The sequence below is a fragment of the Rhodococcus sp. P-2 genome, assembly GCF_016598535.1.
Taxonomy (GTDB): Bacteria; Actinomycetota; Actinomycetes; order Mycobacteriales; family Mycobacteriaceae; genus Rhodococcus_F; species Rhodococcus_F baikonurensis.
In genome coordinates this window covers 597,815-618,242 of sequence record NZ_CP066779.1, presented here as the reverse complement: position 1 = coordinate 618,242, position 20,428 = coordinate 597,815, and the positions used below count along the sequence as shown (strand labels likewise).

Genomic DNA, 20,428 nt, shown 5'->3' with positions numbered 1-20,428 from the left:
ACACGGGATCCGTAGAAACGTAGACAAGAACCCGCGCGACGTTGTCGCCGGATCGACAGGAGGACTTCGATGAGTGTCATCGATGCGCAGATCGCCAAGCTGGATTCGGATCGACTCGAATGGACGTCGGCCTGCCCGCTGAGCCATCTGATCCCTGGGCGCGGGGTCGCCGTGCTTCTTCGCGGCGGCGAGCAGGTGGCACTGTTCCTGCTGGAGGACGGCACACTCCGGGCCGTCAGCAACTTCGATCCGTACGGCCGCGCCGCGGTGATGTCTCGCGGACTCGTCGGCGACCGGGACGGTGAACCGATCGTCGTTTCGCCGCTGCTCAAGCAGGCATTCTCACTGGTCGACGGCAGAGCGCTCGACGACTTCGCGGTCGCCCTGCCGGTTTACGGGGTTCGCGTGTGGGCCGGAGTGGTGCAGGTCCACAGCCTGCAGATGCAGGGCGTTCGCTCGACTGTCCACGATGCAGTCTCGTGAGTGACGACATGCCGTTGGCTGGATTCACGGTAGGTATCACCGCTTCGCGCCGCGCCGAGGAATTCGCGACGTTGCTGACCCGCCGGGGAGCGGATGTCGTTCACGCTCCGGCGATTCGAATCATCCCGCTCGCCGACGACCGCGAGCTCGAAAGGGTGACACAGCAGATCATCTCGGATCCTCCCGAGGTGGTCGTCGCCACCACCGGCATCGGGTTCCGCGGCTGGTTGGAAGCCGCCGACGGATGGGGCGAAGCCGAAAGTCTCGGCTCTGCGCTCGGTTCGGCTCGTCTGCTCGCGCGTGGGCCGAAGGCCAAGGGAGCAATCCGCGCGGCCGACCTTCGTGAAGAATGGTCACCGGCATCCGAATCTTCCGCCGAAGTGCTCGAACATCTTCTTGCAGAAGGTGTCTCGGGAAAGAGAATCGCTGTGCAACTGCATGGTGCGACCACCGAGTGGGAGCCGATTCCCGACTTCTGTCAGGTACTTCGCGAGGCAGGCGCCGAGGTCATCGCGGTTCCTGTCTATCGGTGGGAACCGCCGGAGGACCCGACGCTACTCGACCGGATGATCGACGCCATCGCGTCAGCCGGAATCGACGCCGTCAGTTTCACGAGTGCGCCTGCCGTTGCGTCGATGCTGATGCGCGCCGACAAGACCGGGGATCTCGGCGACATGCTCGAGGCCATGCGAGGTCCGGTGGCGGCCATGTGCGTCGGCCCGGTCACCTCGGCGCCGCTCGAAGCGTTGAATGTACCGACCACAGCCCCGGCGCGGGCACGCCTGGGAGCGCTCGCGCGGCACATCGTCGACGAACTCCCGCAGCGAGCCAACAAGATTCAAGCCGGTGAACACGAAATTAGTATTCGTGGGGGGTGCGTCGTCGTGGACGGCGAAGTGAAGCAATTGCCCCCCGCTGCGATGTCGTTGATCCGCACACTCGGGGCCAGTCCCGGCCGGGTCGTCTCCCGCGACGAACTCCTTGCCTCCCTTCCCGGTGGCGGCGGAGACACTCACGCCGTCGAGACCGCCGTCGCCCGGTTGCGTGCGTGCCTCGGCGCCCCCAAAGCCGTTCAGACCGTGGTCAAGCGGGGCTATCGACTTGCCCTCGATCCCGGTGACTACATACAGAATCCAGGTGACTATGCAACGCGATGACGATGTCCTCGTACTGGTAGCTCACGGCACACGTAGTGCACGTGGCGTGGAAATGGTTGCCGCCCTGGCCGAAGCAGTCGGCAAGCGCGTCGGACGCACGCGCGTTGCCTTTGTCGATGTGCTCGGCCCGTCACCTTCGGAAGTCCTCCGGGACACTCCGGGGCGAGCGATTCTCGTACCGGCCTTCTTGGCGTCCGGCTACCACGTTCACACCGATGTTCGACGCGAAGTGGCGATCAGTGAGCACCCGACTGTGACTGTGACGCCCGCCCTCGGACCTGATCCGGCGCTTGCACGCGTGCTGCTCCGACGCTTGACCGAAGCGGGGTGGAATCCGGGTGACGCGATTGTGCTTGCGGCCGCCGGGTCCTCCGATGCGCGGGCGCTGCGAGACGTCGAGCGTGCCGCGCTGATGCTCGCCGAAGCGGCGGGGATCCGGGTGGACATCGGATACATCGCGACCGGGGAACCGAAGGTAGCCGATGTTGTTGCAGCAGCACGCGTTCGCGGCACGAAGCGAGTGTTCGTCGCCTCGTACCTCCTCGCGCACGGACTGTTCCACGAGCGGTTGCACGCGGCAGGAGCCGACGGTGTCACCGAACCACTCGGTGTCGACCAAGGAGTGGTGGACCTTGTCGTGAATCGGTATGAGAGTGCGCGAGGGGAACTAGTATCGCTGCATGACGTCTCACTCCATGACACCGACGTATGCCGACCTGGTCGCAGCAGTTCGTGAATCCGACGTCAAGGCACAGGCTCTCATCGGTGCACTGACCGAAGAGCAAGCCCGTGAGTCGTCCGGGCTACCCGGTTGGAGTCGGGGACACGTCGTCACACACATGTCGCGCAACGCCGACGCGCTGGGCAGATTTGTTGCCGGTGTACACAGCGGCGAGTCGGGGGAGATGTACCCCGGGGGACCCGACGCGCGCAATGCCGCAATCGAGGAAGGCGCCGATCGCCCGGCCGAGTTGTTGGCTCTCGACTACCGCTTCGCGGGAACGAGGCTGGTCGACGCATTGGCTGACCTGCCGACGGATCGGCTGGACACTCCGGTTGCGTGGCGCAAACCTGTCACCGCATTCGATCTACCGATCCTGCGCTGGAACGAGATCGAGATTCACCTGATCGACCTCGACATCGGTTACACCTGCCACGACTGGCCCGCCGAATTCGTGGAATTCACTCTCGCCAGTCAATTGGGCGCATTGGAGACGGCTGTCCCGGGTGTACGAGTTCCATCGCTGTCCGACGCGGAGACCTTGGCCTGGTTGGTCGGGAGGCCGACGAGAGTGGGGCTGCCTACCCTCCCGGCCTGGCCGTTCTGACAGTCGTTCCGAGATCCAGCCGTGTCGAGGATTAGAACAGGGTGGGGGAGCTGACGTCGTTGCGTGCTTGGGCCAACCGCGCACTCCACCTTTTCACCAACCACATCTCGACGATCTCGGGTTGGGTGCCGGCCGCATAGGCCCAACTGTCGAGGAGTTCGCAGTACCGGCGGTAGCGGCGTGTCGTGAAGCCGGTGACGGAAGGATCCTCGAGCCAGCCCTCGTGGATGAGCGTCGAGACGCCGTACTGGTCGATCATCTGAGCGCGTCGGCCCTCGTCCTGCACGCCTACCGCCCACATGAATGCGGCCATCAGCGATACCCCGACACCGGGGGTGAGCGGCCAGCCCGACCAGGTGTCGCGTCGGACTACCGGCATGGACTTGTTCTTCGAACAGTGATCGAGAATGGCTGTGATCTGGGTCAGCGGATCCTCGTCCTCGCGGTGATGCGGATTGAAGACGTTGGGGAACCTCCGCGTGAACCGTCTGCTCTCGTGCGAGCCCTGCCAAGCCGCGCAGAGAAACAGCAGTCCGAGACCGTCATGCTCGGCGACCACGAGATCGCTCGACGGGCGAAGGTCGTTGCGTTGAACGATGGCTCGGCCTTCGGTGATCACTTTGCCGTCGAGATCACGCCCGCGCAGGCTGATGGTGTGGCCGGCGTCCTTCAGGTGTGCGTTCCACCAATCCAGGTCGACGGTGGCTTCGTCGTCGAGGACGTGCAGTGGAAAGGTGCGCGAGCGGCACCACTCGACCAATGCGTCCGGCGGTTCGAATCCTTCGTCGACACGATTCATGGCGCGATGATCCCACGAGTCTCCGACAGTAATTCGTGCGACGCGCAGTCCACCGGGATGGAACCGGACACTCGCGGTACGCTCCGCTCATGAATCTCGCGTCCTCGCAGGTGCGGTCGGCGCTGTGGACGGTAGCGATCGCCTTGACGGCCGCGAGTCTGAGCGGATGTATCGGTGCCGTCGATCGGATGGATTTCGACAACCAGATGCGTGAACGTGGTGGTGGGCTGACCTCGGAGTTGGTGCGGGACGGATTCGACAGCCTCGCACACAGTTACGGTGTCGGCGCAGTGTCGGTGACCAGCGTCGACATCAGCCCGATCGAGACGCTCGGGGTCACCGTTCGAGACCCCGGGAAGCCGTCACAGCTCGACCGGTTCTCTTTCGACGGCGTCATTCTCGGCGAGCCGAGTCCCGTGCAAGTCAGCGTCACCGACGACCTCGATGCTCGATCGTTCACGCTGGATCAAGTGCCGGCATTGTCGAATCTCGAGAAGTTGGTCGACGACGCGCTGGCGAGCAGCGGTGTCGACGACGGCGAAGTCACCGGGATCTCGGTCTCTCGCACCGAGGCGATACACGCTTCCGTGATGGTGGAATCCCCACGCTCGCGGGTGCTGGTGGTCTTCGAGCCTGACGGCACACCTTTTCTGGTGCAGCCGCTGTGAGCCGCCGTATCGCTCCGTTGCTGATCTCCGTAGTGTTGATCGTGGTCGTGGGAATCTTTGCCGCACTGCTGTCTTCGGTGATCTGGCCCGGCCAGGTGGCTCACCTGGCGCCGATCTTCTGTGAAGATCCCACATCGAGCGCGATGGTCGTCTCGGATACCTTTACCGACGGCGACGGCACGTCCACCAATTTCACGTTGTATTGCGTCGGACCGCGTGGTCAGACCGTCGATGCCGGGTGGCTGCTGCCGTTCTTGGTGCTGTGGGGCGCGTATTCCCTGGTGCTCGCGATAGCTGTCGGCGTGATCGGGATGGCGGAGGTCAACCGGCGTAGGCGCCGAAACGACTGACCCGATCAGCGGGGGAGGACAACCACTTCGGCGAGGGCACCGTCTTGCGCGTGCGCCGGAACGAGAGCAAACGCGGAGCGCCCGATCAGCCCCGCCAGGTGTGCAGTACGTACAGACGGATCGGCGCGCCAGCGGCCGTCGGTGGATTGTGTGACCGGCAACAGGCGTACCGCATCGGAACTCACCGCAGCAGCGTTCTCGATGATGCCGAGCAGTGGCGGAGGCGTCTCGCTCCCGGTCAGGGCGGCCACGACGGTAGGCAGCATCGTCAACAGGGTGGTCACCGCGGCGTACGGGTTGCCGGGGAGGCCGAGAACCACCCGGCCACTGGGCAGGACCGCCGTTATCTGAGATCCGCCCGGGCGCGAGGCCACTCGCCCGACAATCGTGCGAGCGCCGAGTCGATCGAGCGCACTGCGCATTTCGTCGGCAGCGCCGCCACCCGTCGCACCGATGACGACAAGCAGGTCCTGTTCGGTCGCATCTGCCAGTACACGCTCGAAACTGTCGGCCGTGTCGCGCAAGTGCGAATTCGACACGCACCGTGCGCCGTTGCGTTCGAGCAGGTAGGGGAGAATCCCGCCCACGGAGTCGCGAGTCTGACCTTCCCGCAGTGGGCCGGTCCGGCGGATCTCGTCGCCGGTGACTACGACGCGTGCCCGGACCGGGCCACGGACGAGGGCGTCGAATACCTCGCCACTGGCAGCAGCGGAGATTACCGCCGGAGTCACCGCGGTACCGGTCGGAGCGATCGTGAATCCGGTGCCCCAGTCTTCTCCCCGTGGGCGAGCGTCGTTGCGGTGCGGCGCATCCGGTAGTCGCCGCAGCGTTCGAGACGGTGCGTCGACGGACAGGTACTCGTCACGAATCACCGAGGTAGCGCCGGCAGGTAGGTGAGCTCCCGTGGCAATGCGGATTGCTTCGCCTTCGCGGAGGTCGAGTTGCCCGTCGGCGCCCGCGATGCGGATCTCGGTGCGCACCCGCCACGGACCATCGCCGGAGACGGCGTACCCGTCCATCGCCGAAACGTCTGACCTGGGGAGATCACCCAGGGCGACGAGAGGCTGCGCGAGCGTTGCTCCGAGACTGTCGGCGAGATCGGCCCGGTGCGGGGTTAGCGGAGTCAAGGCATTCGTGATGACGATGCGGGCTTGCTCGATCGTCAGGCGGGGATGGCTTCTCGCGCGATCGATGTCCGCCGGCGTGTCGCAGTCGGTGGTGCCCGCCACGCGTAGGGTCGAGAACGGCTCGGTGGCAAGCGCTTTCATCGGTTGATTCTCGAGCCCCGAACTCCGGCGCAGAGCAGCGAGGCGTTGTCGGAGTTCGCGAAGGGTCCACGCGGAGAACAGGAATTGGGTTCGGTTGTTCTCGTCCACCGCACACGTCACCGGATTGTCGGCCGATGTCGCAGCGATCAGCGCGTCGACCGATCCGGCCTCGACGTACGGCAGGTCGGATGCCAGCACCACCACCACGGCGTTCTCGGGTAACCGGGTCGCGGCCAACCCGGCCCAGATCGCCTCTACAGGGCCGGCGCCGGCCGGAGATTCCTGGGTCTGGGTGATGTGTGCAGCAAGTTCAGGTCGATGCGGGCCGACCACGACGACGGCGTCGAGATGCGCCGTCGCTGACAGCGCGATGTCGAGGAGTCTGCGGCCGTGCACGATCAGGCCGGGTTTGTCGACGCCGCCCATTCGGGTCCCGCGACCACCCGCCAGAATGACGGCGGCGGTGGGCGGCGTGGTGGTCATGTCTCCATGCTGCCCCATGGCAGGGGCGACGACGACCGGTGACACGGGATCAGAAGTGATACCGAGCTTTCTTCAGGTCGATTCGACCGTCCTTGATCGGTACTCCTTCGAGTTCGAGCTTGGCGATCTGACGATGAGCCAGGTGTGCCGACGGTTTACCGGAGGCGCCGAGCACCCGGTGCCACGGCAAGTCGGCAGAGTCCGTCCGCATGATCCACCCGACCGTGCGAGCGCTGGAAAGTCCTGCGGCTTCGGCTATGTCGCCGTACGTCGCCACGAAACCGGCGGGAATCGAGGCGATGAGCCGCCTCACCTCTTCGATCTGCTCTTCCGTGGTGGTTGCCATCGTTGCCTCGTCAGAGCACTGTTCGGACGAGGTCTGCCACCTCGTCGGCCCGCACGTGCGGGACCATGTGGTCGCAGTCGAATTCGACGCTGATGAGATTTTCACCGAGGTGTTCGGTCAAGGCTGCTCGGAACTCGTCGGTGACGTACGGCGGCTGAACCTTCATCGCCTGAACCAGCACGGTGGGCATCGACGACGGGGGCAGCACGATCGGGCGGGCAAGTTCTCCCCACGCGGTGACGACGGCCGGTGTGGACAGGCGCCAGTTGACGCGCCCGTTGCCCAGTCGGATCAGGTGCTCGGCCATCTCGACGTCGAGGTCCTGGGTGGGAACCTCACCCCACGAGCCGTGAATCTTCTCCGAGTACGCCTCGGCGGCATCGGTGTAATCCGGTGAGCCGATTGTGAGTTCGGCCACTTCCTGCATGAAATTCGGATCCAAGCCGATCGCCGGATCGAGCAGGACGAGACCACGAACGCGTTCCGGTGCGGTGGCAGCGAGGTGCAGCGCCAGCATTCCGCCGAACGAATGCGCGAGAATCACCACCGGTCCGGTGGCATTTTCGTCGAGTGTCTCCAGCAAGCTCGCCACGTGGGATTCGAGGTTCCACGGGGGAGCCCAGGTCGAGCGCCCGTGACCGCGTAGATCGGGCGAGATCCAGCGTGCTTCGGGCAGTTGGTTCTCGGCCATCGACTGCCATCGTCGACCGTGACCCGTCAGGCCGTGCAGCGAGAGGATCTCAGGCGCCCCGGCGGGTCCGTAGAGATACGTATGGAGTGCAGACACACGAGCAATCATGCCGGATGCAGGCGATGTGTGAGTTGTCGGTGCGCTCTGGTGGAATGCCTGGGTGAGTGAGACGGCAACACGCAGCAAAGTGACCATTCCGCGGGCGCGGTTGGTGCACCGAACTGCGCCGTCTCGGACACCCCGAACATGGGACGAAGGGACGGCCCGGCTGTTCGCGCCGCCGTCCGATGATCCGTTCCAGCTCGCGTTCGGCCCTGCTTCATTCGGCTCGGCGGACGCCTGGAATCCCTGGCAGGTACTCGGCAGCCCCGGAACCGGCAAGACGTCCCTTCTCGTGGATCTGGCGGTGCAGAGGATCTCCGGTGGCGAAGACCCCGAATCGGTCCTGGTGCTGACGCAATCCAGTCGGGCTGCGACGCAGGTTCGTGAGCAGATCACAGCCGGATTGCTGGGGTACGAACAGGAACGCGGACCGCAGGCAACCCGTGAGCCGCTGGTACGCACCGTTCACTCCTACGCCTTTGCCGTGCTGCGGCTCCAAGCCGCCGCACACGGCAACGCGCCGCCACGATTGATCACCGGTGCCGAGCAGGACTCGGTACTGCGCGAGATGTTGCGTGGGGACATCGAGGACGGCGCACTGCGCTGGCCCGAGCGCCTGCGTCCTGCGCTGGGTTTGAACGGTTTTGCCGTCGAACTCAGAGACTTGATGCTGCGCGCCAACGAGCGCGGGCTCGGTCCCGAAGATCTGGTCAAGCTCGGCAAGAAGCGCGGCCGCCCCGAGTGGGTGGCGGCCGGCCGCTTCGCCGAGGCTTACGAGCAGGGTGTGCTGCTGCGTGGCAGCGTGGGCGTCGAGGCCCCGGAGGCCACGGCGCCGGCACTCGACGCGGCTGAGTTGATCGGTGCGGCGTTGACGGCGTTCGCCACCGATCCCGAGCTCCTTCGCTCCGAGCGCGCCCGTATCCGGCACCTCTTGGTCGACGATGCACAGCATCTGGATCCGCAGGCGGCGCAACTGGTTCGACTGATCGGCACCGGCACTGCGGGCACGGTCGTAGCCGGCGATCCCGATCAGTCGGTCTTCGGATTCCGCGGTGCTGATTCGGCTTTTCTACTCGAACTCGCCGAGCGCGGAGACGAGCGCCAAGTCATCCTGCCCACCACGTTTCGCAACAATGCCGACGTCGCGTCGATTGCGGCCAAGATCGCTGCGCGACTGCCCGGCAACCTCGCTCACCGCATCGCGGTTCCGTCCGATCTCACCGATGAGGACCCGGGACGGGCGTCGGTGCGTGTCCTCGGTACGACGGCCAAGGAAGCGGCAGTCGTCGCAGATACCTTGCGCCGGGCGCATCTGCTGGACGGGATTGCGTGGTCCGACATGGCGGTTGTCGTGCGCTCGGTCCCACGCACCCTTGCCCCGCTACGGCGAGCTCTGCTCGCAGCGGGGGTACCCGTGACGACTGCTGCCACCGAGTTGCCGCTCGCCCGGCAACACGGAGTGTCCGGCCTGCTGCTGGTCCTCCGGGCGCTCGGCGGCGATCACTTCACCGGCGACGACGCCCTGGCCCTGATGGCCGGCCCCATCGGCGGCGCCGAACCGGTCACCCTGCGCCGGCTGCGTCGTGGTCTGCGCCGCGTCGAGTTGGCGTCGGGAAGTGATCGGGATTCGTCGGAGTTGTTGCGGCTCATCCTGATCGACGAGGATCGCGCGCAGTCCAAGCGGCTCATGGGCAAACTGACGGACGTCGAGGCTGCTGCGCTGAATCGCGTGCTGTCGGTCCTTCGCAAGGCCCGAGTACCGCTCGAGCGAGGTCTCGGGGTCGAGGAAGTTCTGTGGGCTGCCTGGCAGGCGACGGGCCTCGAACGACGCTGGGCGGCTGCGTCGGCGCGCGGGGGACCGATCGGCTCACAAGCCGATCGCGACCTCGACGCCGTAGTCGCGCTCTTCGACGCCGCGGCCAACTACGTCGACCGGCTGCCGCGTTCGCAACTCGCCGGCTTCGTCGACTACTTGACCAGCCAGGAGATACCGACCGACTCGCGGAGCCGATCGGTCATCGCTCCCGACGCCGTCACCGTGGTCAGCGCTCACGCCGCAGCGGGGCGCGAATGGGCGGTCGTGGCGGTGGCGGGTGTGCAGGAGGGGCTCTGGCCGAGTTTGCGGGCACGCGGCTCGCTGCTGCGTACCGAAGCACTGATCGACCTGGTCAACGGAGTCTCTGACGGCAGTGACTCGGCCGCCGAACGACTCTCTCGAACCGCGCCGCTGCTGGCCGAGGAACGCCGGTTGTTCCTTGTCGCCTGTAGCCGTGCTCGTCGCCGCCTGCTGATCACCGCGGTCGAGTCGGCTTCGGGTGACACCGATCTGGTGCCTTCGCGTTTCGTGGACGAGTTGATCCGTGGCGACGCGTATTCGGATGATCCGACGTCCGATCTCGACGTCGTTGCACCCGAGACCGGGGATACCCGGGTTCTGTCGCTGCCCGCGCTGGTCGCACAGCTTCGCAGTGTGGTGTGTGATCCCGACATCGCGCATTTCGACCCAGAGAAGCATTCCCGTGCAGCTCGCCAGTTGGCGCGTCTGGCTGCCGCCGGAGTACGAGGCGCGCATCCGGATCAGTGGTACGGCACAGCCGAGCCGAGCACCGCGGATCCCATGTGGCAACCCGAGGACGGACCGGTGTCACTCTCGCCGTCCACCATCGAGCTTCTCGAAACATGCCCGCTCCGATGGGTGTTCGAGCGTCATGGCGGCAGCGACGGAGACAATACTCACGCGATCGCCGGCACTCTCGTCCATACCCTGGTCCAGGCGCTGGCCGGTAGGATTCCGCCGGACCAGGTCGAGAAGGCGCTCGAAAATGCTTGGGAATCGATAGACCTGGGGTCGCAGTGGTATTCGCGCCGTGAGCTGAACCGAACTCGGGAGATGCTGGCGACGTTCACCGCTTGGATGAATGCAACTCGCGGTGAACTGACCGAAGTCGGCGTCGAGGTCGCGGTCGAGGGGGTCCTCGAACCGCGCGAAGAAGGCGCGCCCGCGGTCAAGCTTCGCGGCCGGATCGACCGGCTCGAGCGCGACACCGAAGGTCGTCCGGTGGTTGTCGACGTCAAGACTGCGCGAAACCCCGTCAGCAACGAGGCCGCGCAATCTCACGCGCAGTTGGCGGCGTACCAGGTCGCAGCGGCCGAAGGTGCGATTGCAGGCGAACCGGCCACACAACCCGGCGGTGCACGCCTGGTATTCGTGGCCAAGTCCAACAAGAAAGACGGTGCGGCGCAGCGAGTTCAGCCGCCGCTGACTGCCGAGGCCGTCGAGATGTGGCGAGACGTCATTCACAATGCTGCGGCAGCGACGCAGGGACCCGAATACCTGGCCCGCGTCAACGACGGATGTAGACATTGCCCGGTGCGGTCGAGTTGCCCGGCACACGACGAGGGACGACAGGTGAGTAACTAAGTGGCTGCCGCAACGCCCAAGGCGCGCCGACCGAAGATCGACCCCGTCGACCTGGCGGTTGCGCTCGGTCAGCACCCGCCGACGCCCGAGCAAGCGGCAGTGATCGCCGCACCGCTCGGTCCGACGTTGGTGGTCGCCGGTGCCGGCGCCGGTAAGACCGAAACGATGGCTGCTCGCGTCGTGTGGCTGGTGGCCAACGGCTTCGTCGATCCCGAGGCGGTTCTGGGCCTCACCTTCACGCGTAAAGCTGCGCAACAGCTCACCTCGCGAATCCGCAAGCGCTTGGCGCGGCTGGCGGGTTCGGACGTTCTGCGGGCACTCGACCCGACCGGCGGAGTGCGTTCCCGGATTCTGGCCGGCGAACCCGAAGTCAGTACCTACCACGCGTACGCGGGACGGTTGCTGTCCGAACACGGACTCCTCTTGCCCATCGAGCCCTCGGCGACGCTGTTGTCGGAGACCGAACTGTGGCAGGTTGCGCACCGCGTCGTGAGCGGTTGGGACAGCGATCTGGACACCGACAAGAATCCTGGGTCCATCACCGAAACCGTCCTGGCCCTTTCCGGTCAGTTGGCGGAGCATCTGGTCGATCCCGAGCAGTTGCTCGAGGCACACACCGAGTTGGACAAGCTGATCCACACTCTGCCTGCCGGCCCGAAACAGCGGGGTGGACCGAGCAAAGAGCTCTTGAATTACCTTGACGTGCAACATAAGCGCATCGAGCTGTTGCCTCTCGTCGCCCGGCTGGCTGAGACGCTGCGGCGTGAAGGCGCTTTGGATTTCGGCAGCCAGATGTCACTGTCGGCCCGGGTCGCCTCCGAGCATCCCGAGGTCGGGCAGACCGAGCGTGAGCGCTTTCGGGTAGTTCTTCTCGACGAGTACCAGGACACCGGTCACGCTCAGCGAGTGTTGTTGTCCTCGTTGTTCGGTGGGGGAGCCGACGGCCGCTTGGCGTTGACGGCCGTCGGTGATCCGATGCAGTCGATCTACGGTTGGCGCGGCGCGTCGGCGGCCAACCTGCCGCGGTTCGCAACCGACTTCCCGCTTGCCAACGGAAAACCGGCTCCGACACTCGAACTGCTCACCAGTTGGCGTAACCCGCCGGAGGCTCTCGAGCTGGCCAACCTGTCTTCGGCGCCGTTGCGTCGACGGGGCGTGGCCGTCAGTACCCTGCGCGCGCGGCCGGGAGCCGTCGCCGGAGACGTTCGACTGGCGTTGCTGGGCGACGTCGAGCAGGAACGTCAGTGGGTGGCGGAGAAGATCGCCGGAGAATACGAGGCGGCACGTGCCGAAGACCGCCCGACACCCACGGCGGCTGTGTTGATCCGCCGGAATGCCGATGCTGCTCCGCTGGCCGAAGCCTTGCGGTCCAAGGGTCTGCCGGTCGAAGTGGTCGGACTCGGTGGGCTCCTGCACACACCGGAGGTGGCTGACGTGATCGCCATGCTCCGGGTGGTCGCCGATCCGCTGGCGGGCAGCGCTGCCGTTCGGCTGCTCACCGGCGCGCGATGGCAGATCGGCGCGAAGGATCTCGCCGCACTCTCTCAACGCTCCCGCGAACTTGCCATCTCCGCGGGATACGGAACGGCGGGTGCGGTCACCGACGCCGAGGCGCTCACCTCGGCGGTCCACGATGCTCTGCCCGGGGAGAACGCCGAGCAAGCAGGATTGGTCGACTCGATCTCCGATCCAGGCCCGGCAGAACGCTATTCGGCTCTCGGGTACACACGCATCAACGCGATAGCGGCAGAGTTGGCGTCGTTGCGCGAACGTATCGGCCAGCCGCTCACCGAATTGGTGGCGGAGGTCGAGCGGGTGCTCGGGATCGGAATCGAGGCGGGCGCGCGGACCCGCGTCGGTGTCGTCGGGACCGCGGGCCGCGAGCATCTCGACGCATTTGCCGACGTTGTCGCTAACTACGCGACGCGCCCAACGGCCAATCTGACCGGGATGCTGGCTTTCTTCGCGGCCGCCGAACAGATCGAAAAGGGCCTCACGCCAGGCGAAGTGGAGGTGGCGCCGGATCGGGTCCAGATCTTGACCGTGCACTCGGCTAAGGGGCTCGAATGGGAAGTGGTGGCGATCCCGCATGTCAGCGACGGGGTTTTCCCCTCGTCCACAGCGTCCGGATCGTGGCTCGGGGCGCTCGCCGAACTGCCACCGTCGTTGCGCGGTGACCGGGCCGTCGACGCGGATTCTGCGGACGGTGTGCCCGTGCTCGACCTCGAGGAGTTGTACAACCGCAAGGACCTCGAGAATGCCATCACGGCGCACAAGAAGGCGCTGTCCAACCGTCGACTGGACGAGGATCGGCGGTTGTTCTACGTCGCGCTGACCAGAACCGAACGGGCGCTGTTCATCTCGGCTCACCACTGGGCGGAATCCGGTTCGGAACCGAAGGGGCCTTCGGAGTTCCTGGACGAGCTGCATCAGATGGTCACTGCCGAAAACGATCCCGGTGTAGAAGACTCGCACCGTGCGATCGGCGTCGTGGAGGAATGGGCACCGGCCCCGGAACCCGACACCGAGAACCCGTTGGCCTCCACGCCCCGAACCGCGCAGTGGCCGCCAGATCCGCTGGGTGCGCGCCGCGGCGCCGTCGAGGCCGGAGCCGCGAGCGTCCTGTCCGCTCTCGCATCGCTGCCGAACGACAGCGAGGAGACGGAAGAACCGGAGGACGATCCGGAGAACTGGGCCTCGGATGTCGACGTGCTCCTGGCCGAGCGTGAGGCCCGGGCGAACGCGCGTGCCGAAGTGATTCTCCCGGCGCAGCTTTCGGTGACTCAGCTCGTCGACCTCAAAGCGGATCCGGACGAACTCGCGGCACGGCTGCGTAGGCCACTGCCGTACCCACCGAATCCGCTCGCTCGGCGAGGCACGGCTTTTCACGCCTGGATCGAGCGAAGGTTCGGTGCGACCCGGCTGTTGGATCTCGACGAGCTACCAGGCGCCGCGGATACCGGCGCGGGTCCCGAGACCGATCTGGTGAAACTTCAGGATGCGTTCCTGCGGTCCCCGTGGGCCAATCGCAGCCCGATCGAAGTGGAGGTTCCCTTCGAAACATCCATTGCCGGAACCGTTTTGCGAGGTCGGATCGATGCGGTGTTCGCCGATCCCGACGGCGGGTGGACGGTGATCGACTGGAAGACCGGTGCCGAACCGTCGGCCGCCAACGAGGACGCTGTTGTGATGCAGTTGGCCGCGTACCGGGTGGCCTGGGCCGAATTGATGTCGGCCAGAGCTCGTTCGGCCGGGCGCAACGAACAGTTTCCGGCCGACAAGGTGCGGGCGGCGTTTCACTACGTTCGATCGGGTCGCACCATCGCACCCGAGAACCTGCCGGACGGTGAGGCTCTCGCTCGCCTCATCCGAACGGCAGGCGCGCAAGATTAGCTTGCGTTTCGACGAGCCTTGAGTGCTTCGGTCACCAGCGGAACCTGCAGGGGGAGACGTGCGATCGAACCGATCTTCTGCGGTGTGGACGTCTTCGGGCTTCGGCACCAGTCGATCGCCATCTGGATGTTGGCGGGGAACACGGCAACAAAGAGCGCGGCGGCAAGGCCCGCGCCGAGCTTGCGGGTCTTCGGCACGGCCAAGGCAGCGCCGATCGCCAGTTCCGCGACGCCCGACACCTGGGTATAGGTGCGCGCTTGGCCGGGAAGCTGGCGGGGAACGGTGCTGTCGAAGAAGGAAGGCGCTACGAAATGCATGGTGCCGGCGCCGAGTAGGAGGGCCGACAAGCGAAGAGCTGCTGCTTGGCCGGGAGTGGACGTCGAACTGGTGAAAGGCATTTGCCCAGCCTGCCTCACGGTGGACCTTCTTGCCAGTATCGGCGCCCACAACCGGTGCGCTAATGGGCGCCCGAGTTCCGAAGTCGATCTTCGAGGGTTACGCTGCCTGCCGATGTCCGTGTAGTTATTTCGTAAATTCGAGTGAGAGAGTCGATGTATGGCCGGTAAGCTCCGGGCGCGTTTGACCAGGTCGGAAGCATTGACCGATCAGCCTGACTTCGCCCTTGTCGGGGTGCTGCGCATTCCCCAGCTACAGACCAGCCCGGCGCGGGCCATCTACAAGCGAGTTCTCATCGCTCTCGGTGCTCTCGCCGCCGCCGTCTTGATCGTGTACATCGATCGCGCCGGATACCGCGACGCGCAGGACAACGAGCTTTCGCTGCTCGACTGCATCTACTATGCGACGGTTTCGCTTTCGACCACCGGCTACGGCGACATCACTCCGTTCACGCCGTCGGCGCGCCTGGTCAACGTCCTGTTGATCACGCCACTTCGAATCTTCTTCTTGATCGTGTTGGTCGGAACCACACTTTCAGCTCTGACCGAGAGTTCGCGTCAGGCGTTCAAAATTCAGCGTTGGAGGCAGCACGTGCGTAATCACACCGTCGTCGTCGGATACGGGACCAAGGGGCGGACGGCAATCGAAGCAATGCTCGGTGACGGAGTACCGGCGTCGGAGATCGTGGTCGTGGACACCGATCAGACCGTCCTCGATTCTGCGGCGAGCAAGGGCCTGGTGACGGTGTTCGGTTCGGCGACGAAATCGGACGTACTTCGCTTGGCCGGCGCACAGAACGCGTCGTCGATCATCGTGGCCACGAATCGTGACGACACAGCCGTTCTGGTAACCCTGACTGCGAGGGAAATCGCACCCAAAGCGAAGATTGCCGCGGCCATCCGTGAAGCCGACAATGCGCATCTGCTGCGTCAGTCCGGTGCGGACTCCGTCGTCGTCTCCTCGGAGACGGCAGGTCGGCTCCTCGGCATCGCGACCACGACGCCGACTGTCGTGGAGATGATCGAAGACCTTCTGACTCCGGAAGCCGGATTCGCGATCGCCGAGCGCGCAGTCGAGCGCGACGAGGTCGGCGGCTCTCCGCGTCATCTCTCCGACATCGTGCTCGGCGTCGTTCGCGACGGCCGCCTGGTTCGCGTCGGTTCGCCCGAGGTGGACGCTGTCGAGGAGAACGATCGCCTGCTGTACATCCGCCGCGTCACGAACTGAGTGTTACCGAGCTTCGTGCGCGCAGTAATGTCGTGAGCGTGAACGACTTCCAGCTGACCGAAACACCGCTGCTCTCACGCTCGAGCGTCGGCCGCGCCGAGGAATTGCGGTCGGACGCCGCTGCACTGACGACGGGTTGGGCGGATGCGCTGCTCCTTCGTGTGAATTCACGGGGGCAGGTCAAGGTGTCGCCGGAAGGTCAATTGGTCTTCGCCGAGGCAACCGAGTTGGGGCCCGAGCCGGTACGCGGCGCGGTGTTCCTGGGAATTCGGGAGAATCGCCACGTCTGGGCGGTGCGAGTGTCGCTGCTGGCCGGCACGTTGTCCGAACTGCGGATGCTCGGCGGAACACTCGACGACGCGGACGCCGGCTTGTTGACCGGTGCCGTCGCGATCCTCAACTGGCACGACAGTGCCGGATTCAGCGCTATCGACGGCGCACCGAGTGAACCCACCATGTCCGGTTGGTCACGCATTTCCACGTCCACCGGTCACGAGGAGTTTCCCCGAACGGATCCGGCGGTCATCTGCCTGGTGCACGACGGCGGCGATCGAGTTCTACTCGCGCGTCAGCCGACCTGGCCGCAGCGACGTTTCTCGATTCTCGCGGGATTCGTCGAGGCCGGTGAGTCTCTCGAAACCTGCGTTGTCCGCGAGATCAAGGAAGAAGTCGGTATCGACGTGCACAGCGTGCGATACCTCGGGAGCCAGCCCTGGCCGTTCCCTCGATCGGTCATGTTGGGCTTCGCCGCAATCGGCGACCCCGCCGCTCCGCTTCTGTTCGCGGACGGCGAGATCGCCGAGGGCACCTGGTTCACGAAGGACGAGGTGCGTTCCGCTCTCGAACTCGGCGACTGGGGTTCGGAAGCGGACGCGCCACTGCTGCTGCCCGGGTCGATCTCCATCGCTCGCGGAATGCTCGAGAGCTGGGTCAAGTAAGAGCCGGGTCAAGTAGCAGCCGGAGAAGATCTACAGACCCAGGGCCTGCTTGACCTGGTTGAGCGATGGGTTGGTCGCGACGCTGCCGTCTCCGTACTTCACGGTCGGAACGACGTGATTGCCACCGTTGACGCTGCCGACGAAATCGGCTGCCGCCGGATCGTTCTCGATGTCGATCTCGGTGTACTCGATCCCCGACGCGTTGAGCTGCGTCTTGAGGCGGCGGCAGTAGCCGCACCACGTGGTCGAGTAGATGGTCAGGGCAGGCGCATTTTCGGTAGAAGTCACGGCCGATATAACACCACGACCGTGAGCGTTGTTCCGTATCGGGCCGTGTTCTCTTGCCCACATACCGTCGGGCGCGGCGTTCGGAGTGTCGGAACGTCCTGCCATGATGGTCCCCATGCCTGCGGACACCGGACTGGATCCAGAACAATCGGCCGCCGTGCTCGCGCCACGCGGCCCGGTGTGCGTCCTCGCGGGCGCTGGAACAGGCAAAACCCGAACAATCACGCGCCGGATCGCTCATCTGGTTGCCGACGGTCATGTGTCGGCCGGGCAGGTGCTTGCCGTGACATTCACCGCGCGTGCGGCCGGGGAAATGCGCGGGCGTCTTCGTGAGCTCGGCGTCGGTGGGAGTGGGCCGCAGGTGCAGGCTCGTACCTTTCACGCGGCCGCCCTCCGGCAACTGAAGTACTTCTGGCCGCAGGTGGTCGGTGACACGCCGTGGCGTCTGCTCGATCGAAAGTTCGCGGTCGTGAGCAGTGCCGCGGCCCGGGTGGGACTGTCCACCAGCACGGAAAGCGTCCGCGACCTCGCCAGTGAAATCGAATGGTCCAAGGCGTCGCTGATCGCGCCGGAGGACTACCCACGCGCGATAGCCAAGATTCGTCGCGAGGCGCCGGTCGATGCTGCCAAGGTGGCCCAGGTCTACGCGGCATACGAAGAACTGAAGGCTCGCGGCCAGGACGGCATGCTCCTCGATTTCGACGATCTCCTCCTTCACACAGCGGCTGCGCTCGAAGAGCATTCGACGGTTGCCGACGAGTTCCGCGAGCGGTATCGCTGCTTCGTGGTCGACGAGTATCAAGACGTCACCCCGCTGCAGCAGCGCGTGCTCGACGCGTGGCTGGGGGACCGCGACGACCTGACCGTGGTGGGCGATGCGAATCAGACCATCTACTCCTTCACCGGCGCCACCCCGAACTATCTGTTGGACTTCTCCCGGAAGTTCCCCGAAGCGACCGTCGTTCGGCTCGAACGGGACTACCGCTCCACCCCTGAGGTCGTGTCGTTGGCCAACCGTGTGATCGGTGCGGCGCGCGGGCGGATCGCCGGGACGCGCCTGCAGTTGATCGGGCAACGAGCACCGGGCCCTGAACCGGAGTTCATGGAGTTCGACGACGAGCCGGCCGAGGCACTCGGGGTTGCGCGGGCGATCAAACGGCTGATCGCGGCAGGCACCCCCGCCGCCGAGATCGCTGTTCTGTACCGGATCAATGCTCAGTCCGAGGCGCACGAGCAGGCACTCACCAAGCTCGGCATCCCGTTCCAGGTGCGTGGCGGCGAGGGCTTCTTCACTCGCACCGAGGTTCGTCAGGCGGTGGCGGCGCTGCGTCAGGCTGCTGGACGAGACGACCTCCCCGAAGGCGCAGACAACGGCGAAGCACTGGTGTCACTGGTTCGTGCTGTACTCGCACCACTCGGTCTGACCAATGAAGAACCTTCGGGCACCCAGGCCCGCGAGCGCTGGGCGTCGCTCTCGGCTCTCGTGGCGCTGACCGAAGAACAACTCGTCCACGAACCCGAACTGTCGCTCACCGGGCTTCTGCAAGAGCTCACAGCCCGAGCCGAGGCGCGGCACCCACCGACCGTGCAGGGCGTGACATTGGCTTCGCTTCACGCCGCCAAGGGCCTCGAATGGGATGCGGTGTTCCTGGTCGGCCTCAATGACGGCACGCTGCCGATCCAACACGTTCTCGGCGACGCCAATTCGGGCGCCGACGACGTCGCCGTGGAGGAGGAGCGCCGGCTTCTGTACGTGGGGGTTACTCGCGCCCGCGAGCATCTGCAGCTGTCGTGGGCATTGGCTCGCAACGAGGGTGGCCGCAAGTCCCGTCGCCGGTCGAGGTTCCTCAACGGGCTCATTCCCGAGGACTCACCGGCTTCACGCGTAGCCGCGCCGTCGTCGGGGAACAAGAAGCGTCCGCGTTGCCGAGTCTGCGGCAAACCGTTGATCGGGACGTCGGCGACAATGCTCGGACGCTGCGAGAAGTGCCCGTCCAATGTCGACCTGGAATTGCTCGAACATCTCAAGGCTTGGCGTCTGGACAAATCCCGAGAACTCAAAGTTCCGGCTTATGTCGTCTTCAGCGACAACACGCTGATGGCTATTGCCGAACAACGACCACAAGACAATCGTGGACTGGTCTCGATTCCCGGAATCGGGCCGAAGAAACTCGACAATTTCGGCGAAGACGTACTAGCTGTCATTCGCGGTGAACTGCGAGCGGCAACACTCGATATCTGACAACACATCCGAATCGACAACCGTGAGTTGCATAACCGCAGGTCAAAAATAGGTTGTGCAGATTCGACGGATTCTCTACTCTGGTTTTCAGTGTTACGGGGCAACCTGTGCGCAGAAACTATCCGGACCGACACGAAATGGAGGTGGCGAAAAAAATGACGAACTTGATCTCTTACGAAGCGTGCGCAAGCGCAAAGTTCGCTGTTGCCGCCCCCATGCTGCCGCGTGCAGCGGGATGGGCGCAGCATGCGTTCCGCCTGCGCCCTCAAGCAGCAGCAAAGAAAGCAGCTGTCGAGTCCGTGTTCTTAAGCCATCGAGGTATTCCTCGGTAGGACACATCCGTTCACTTACGGCCACGGACCCGCAGCCCCTGCGGACCGTGGCCTTTGTGTTGGATACTCCTCTTGATCTGGTTTCCGACTCGGCTCAGGTTCGCACCCATCGAACCCATATCGTGCGACACAGTTTCGCATCCGAGCACTAGGAGACCGAGTTGTCTGCCCAGACAATCCGCGTGGAATCCGAAAACTCCACCACTGCAGTAACTTCCACCGACGTCACTTCGGCTGCAGTCACGTTCATCGAGGCCGCGTCCACCCGCCGCGACCTGCCGTGCCGGGCATCCAACCCCGATCTCTGGTTCGCCGAAGCTCCGGCCGAACTCGAGCAGGCCAAGGCACTGTGCGCGCAGTGCCCCATCCGTTCCCGTTGTCTCAGTGCGGCTCTCGACCGCGCCGAGCCATGGGGGGTGTGGGGAGGCGAGATCCTCGATCAGGGGGCCGTCATAGCGCGCAAGAGACCGAGAGGGCGCCCACGCAAGCAACTTGTGTGCGCGTGAGAGCCCTGTT

At 65.1% G+C, this 20,428-nt stretch carries 18 protein-coding genes; 12 read left to right on the top strand and 6 right to left on the bottom strand.

What is annotated here, in order from left to right:
- Positions 1-69: 69 nt before the first annotated feature.
- Genes nirD through I7X09_RS02910 form a run of 4 tightly spaced genes read left to right on the top strand, consistent with a single transcriptional unit; the run spans position 70 to position 2,968 of the window.
- Positions 70-483, top strand: a complete 414-nt coding sequence (gene nirD / locus I7X09_RS02925; RefSeq protein ID WP_200315497.1) for a nitrite reductase small subunit NirD — start codon at positions 70-72, stop codon at positions 481-483.
- Entirely contained in the window at positions 480-1,640 is a 1,161-nt protein-coding gene (locus I7X09_RS02920) for a uroporphyrinogen-III synthase (protein WP_095969118.1), read from the top strand. Before nirD ends, I7X09_RS02920 begins: the two co-directional genes overlap by 4 nt.
- Complete coding sequence (locus I7X09_RS02915; RefSeq protein WP_200317639.1) at positions 1,627-2,376, top strand: sirohydrochlorin chelatase; 750 nt, start codon at positions 1,627-1,629, stop codon at positions 2,374-2,376. The genes I7X09_RS02920 and I7X09_RS02915 overlap by 14 nt, the downstream gene beginning before the upstream one ends.
- Complete coding sequence (locus I7X09_RS02910; RefSeq protein WP_200315495.1) at positions 2,321-2,968, top strand: maleylpyruvate isomerase family mycothiol-dependent enzyme; 648 nt, start codon at positions 2,321-2,323, stop codon at positions 2,966-2,968. Before I7X09_RS02915 ends, I7X09_RS02910 begins: the two co-directional genes overlap by 56 nt.
- A 31-nt stretch (positions 2,969-2,999) precedes the next feature.
- Here I7X09_RS02910 and I7X09_RS02905 read toward each other — a convergent pair whose 3' ends face one another.
- Entirely contained in the window at positions 3,000-3,767 is a 768-nt protein-coding gene (locus tag I7X09_RS02905) for an 8-oxoguanine DNA glycosylase OGG fold protein (protein ID WP_095969121.1), read from the bottom strand.
- Between the two features lie 89 nt (positions 3,768-3,856).
- Between I7X09_RS02905 and I7X09_RS02900 the strand changes: the two genes are divergently transcribed.
- Together I7X09_RS02900 and I7X09_RS02895 are read left to right on the top strand one after the other, a co-directional pair.
- Positions 3,857-4,435, top strand: a complete 579-nt coding sequence (locus I7X09_RS02900; protein ID WP_200315493.1) for a hypothetical protein — start codon at positions 3,857-3,859, stop codon at positions 4,433-4,435.
- The gene (locus I7X09_RS02895) at positions 4,432-4,785 is read left to right on the top strand and encodes a hypothetical protein (RefSeq protein WP_200315491.1); all 354 of its coding nucleotides are present in this window, start codon (positions 4,432-4,434) and stop codon (positions 4,783-4,785) included. Before I7X09_RS02900 ends, I7X09_RS02895 begins: the two co-directional genes overlap by 4 nt.
- 5 nt (positions 4,786-4,790) lie before the next feature.
- On the opposite strand, the gene I7X09_RS02890 is transcribed toward I7X09_RS02895, so the two are convergent.
- The 3 genes from I7X09_RS02890 to I7X09_RS02880 are packed head-to-tail and all read right to left on the bottom strand — an operon-like array spanning position 4,791 to position 7,681.
- Complete coding sequence (locus I7X09_RS02890; protein WP_200315489.1) at positions 4,791-6,536, bottom strand: NTP transferase domain-containing protein; 1,746 nt, start codon at positions 6,534-6,536, stop codon at positions 4,791-4,793.
- A 49-nt stretch (positions 6,537-6,585) separates the two neighbouring features.
- Positions 6,586-6,882, bottom strand: a complete 297-nt coding sequence (locus I7X09_RS02885; RefSeq protein ID WP_095969124.1) for an MGMT family protein — start codon at positions 6,880-6,882, stop codon at positions 6,586-6,588.
- Between the two features lie 10 nt (positions 6,883-6,892).
- Entirely contained in the window at positions 6,893-7,681 is a 789-nt protein-coding gene (locus tag I7X09_RS02880; protein ID WP_200315487.1) for an alpha/beta hydrolase, read from the bottom strand.
- A 52-nt stretch (positions 7,682-7,733) separates the two neighbouring features.
- Here I7X09_RS02880 and I7X09_RS02875 point away from each other — a divergent pair, with 52 nt between their 5' ends.
- A complete protein-coding gene (locus I7X09_RS02875; RefSeq protein ID WP_200315485.1) occupies positions 7,734-11,096 on the top strand; it encodes an ATP-dependent helicase in 3,363 nt (1,120 codons plus the stop codon).
- Positions 11,097-14,489, top strand: a complete 3,393-nt coding sequence (locus tag I7X09_RS02870; protein ID WP_200315483.1) for an ATP-dependent helicase — start codon at positions 11,097-11,099, stop codon at positions 14,487-14,489.
- On the opposite strand, the gene I7X09_RS02865 is transcribed toward I7X09_RS02870, so the two are convergent.
- Entirely contained in the window at positions 14,486-14,887 is a 402-nt protein-coding gene (locus I7X09_RS02865) for a DoxX family protein (RefSeq protein WP_200315481.1), read from the bottom strand. The two genes, I7X09_RS02870 and I7X09_RS02865, sit on opposite strands and share 4 nt — an antisense overlap.
- A gap of 157 nt (positions 14,888-15,044) precedes the next feature.
- Between I7X09_RS02865 and I7X09_RS02860 the strand changes: the two genes are divergently transcribed.
- Both I7X09_RS02860 and nudC read left to right on the top strand, forming a co-directional pair.
- Positions 15,045-16,112, top strand: coding sequence for a potassium channel family protein (locus tag I7X09_RS02860; protein WP_095969129.1), 1,068 nt, complete (start codon positions 15,045-15,047; stop codon positions 16,110-16,112).
- Between the two features lie 38 nt (positions 16,113-16,150).
- Positions 16,151-17,050 carry an NAD(+) diphosphatase gene (gene nudC / locus I7X09_RS02855; RefSeq protein ID WP_200315479.1) on the top strand — a complete coding sequence of 300 codons (900 nt, stop codon included), beginning with the start codon at positions 16,151-16,153 and terminating at the stop codon, positions 17,048-17,050.
- 30 nt (positions 17,051-17,080) lie between these two features.
- Here the strand turns inward: nudC and I7X09_RS02850 are convergent, their stop codons facing one another.
- Positions 17,081-17,338, bottom strand: a complete 258-nt coding sequence (locus tag I7X09_RS02850; RefSeq protein ID WP_003942350.1) for a mycoredoxin — start codon at positions 17,336-17,338, stop codon at positions 17,081-17,083.
- Positions 17,339-17,441: 103 nt separating this feature from the next.
- Here I7X09_RS02850 and I7X09_RS02845 point away from each other — a divergent pair, with 103 nt between their 5' ends.
- Together I7X09_RS02845 and I7X09_RS02840 are read left to right on the top strand one after the other, a co-directional pair.
- A complete protein-coding gene (locus I7X09_RS02845) occupies positions 17,442-19,580 on the top strand; it encodes an ATP-dependent DNA helicase UvrD2 (RefSeq protein WP_124566383.1) in 2,139 nt (712 codons plus the stop codon).
- 514 nt (positions 19,581-20,094) lie between these two features.
- Positions 20,095-20,418, top strand: a complete 324-nt coding sequence (locus I7X09_RS02840; protein WP_095969131.1) for a WhiB family transcriptional regulator — start codon at positions 20,095-20,097, stop codon at positions 20,416-20,418.
- Positions 20,419-20,428 lie beyond the last annotated feature (10 nt).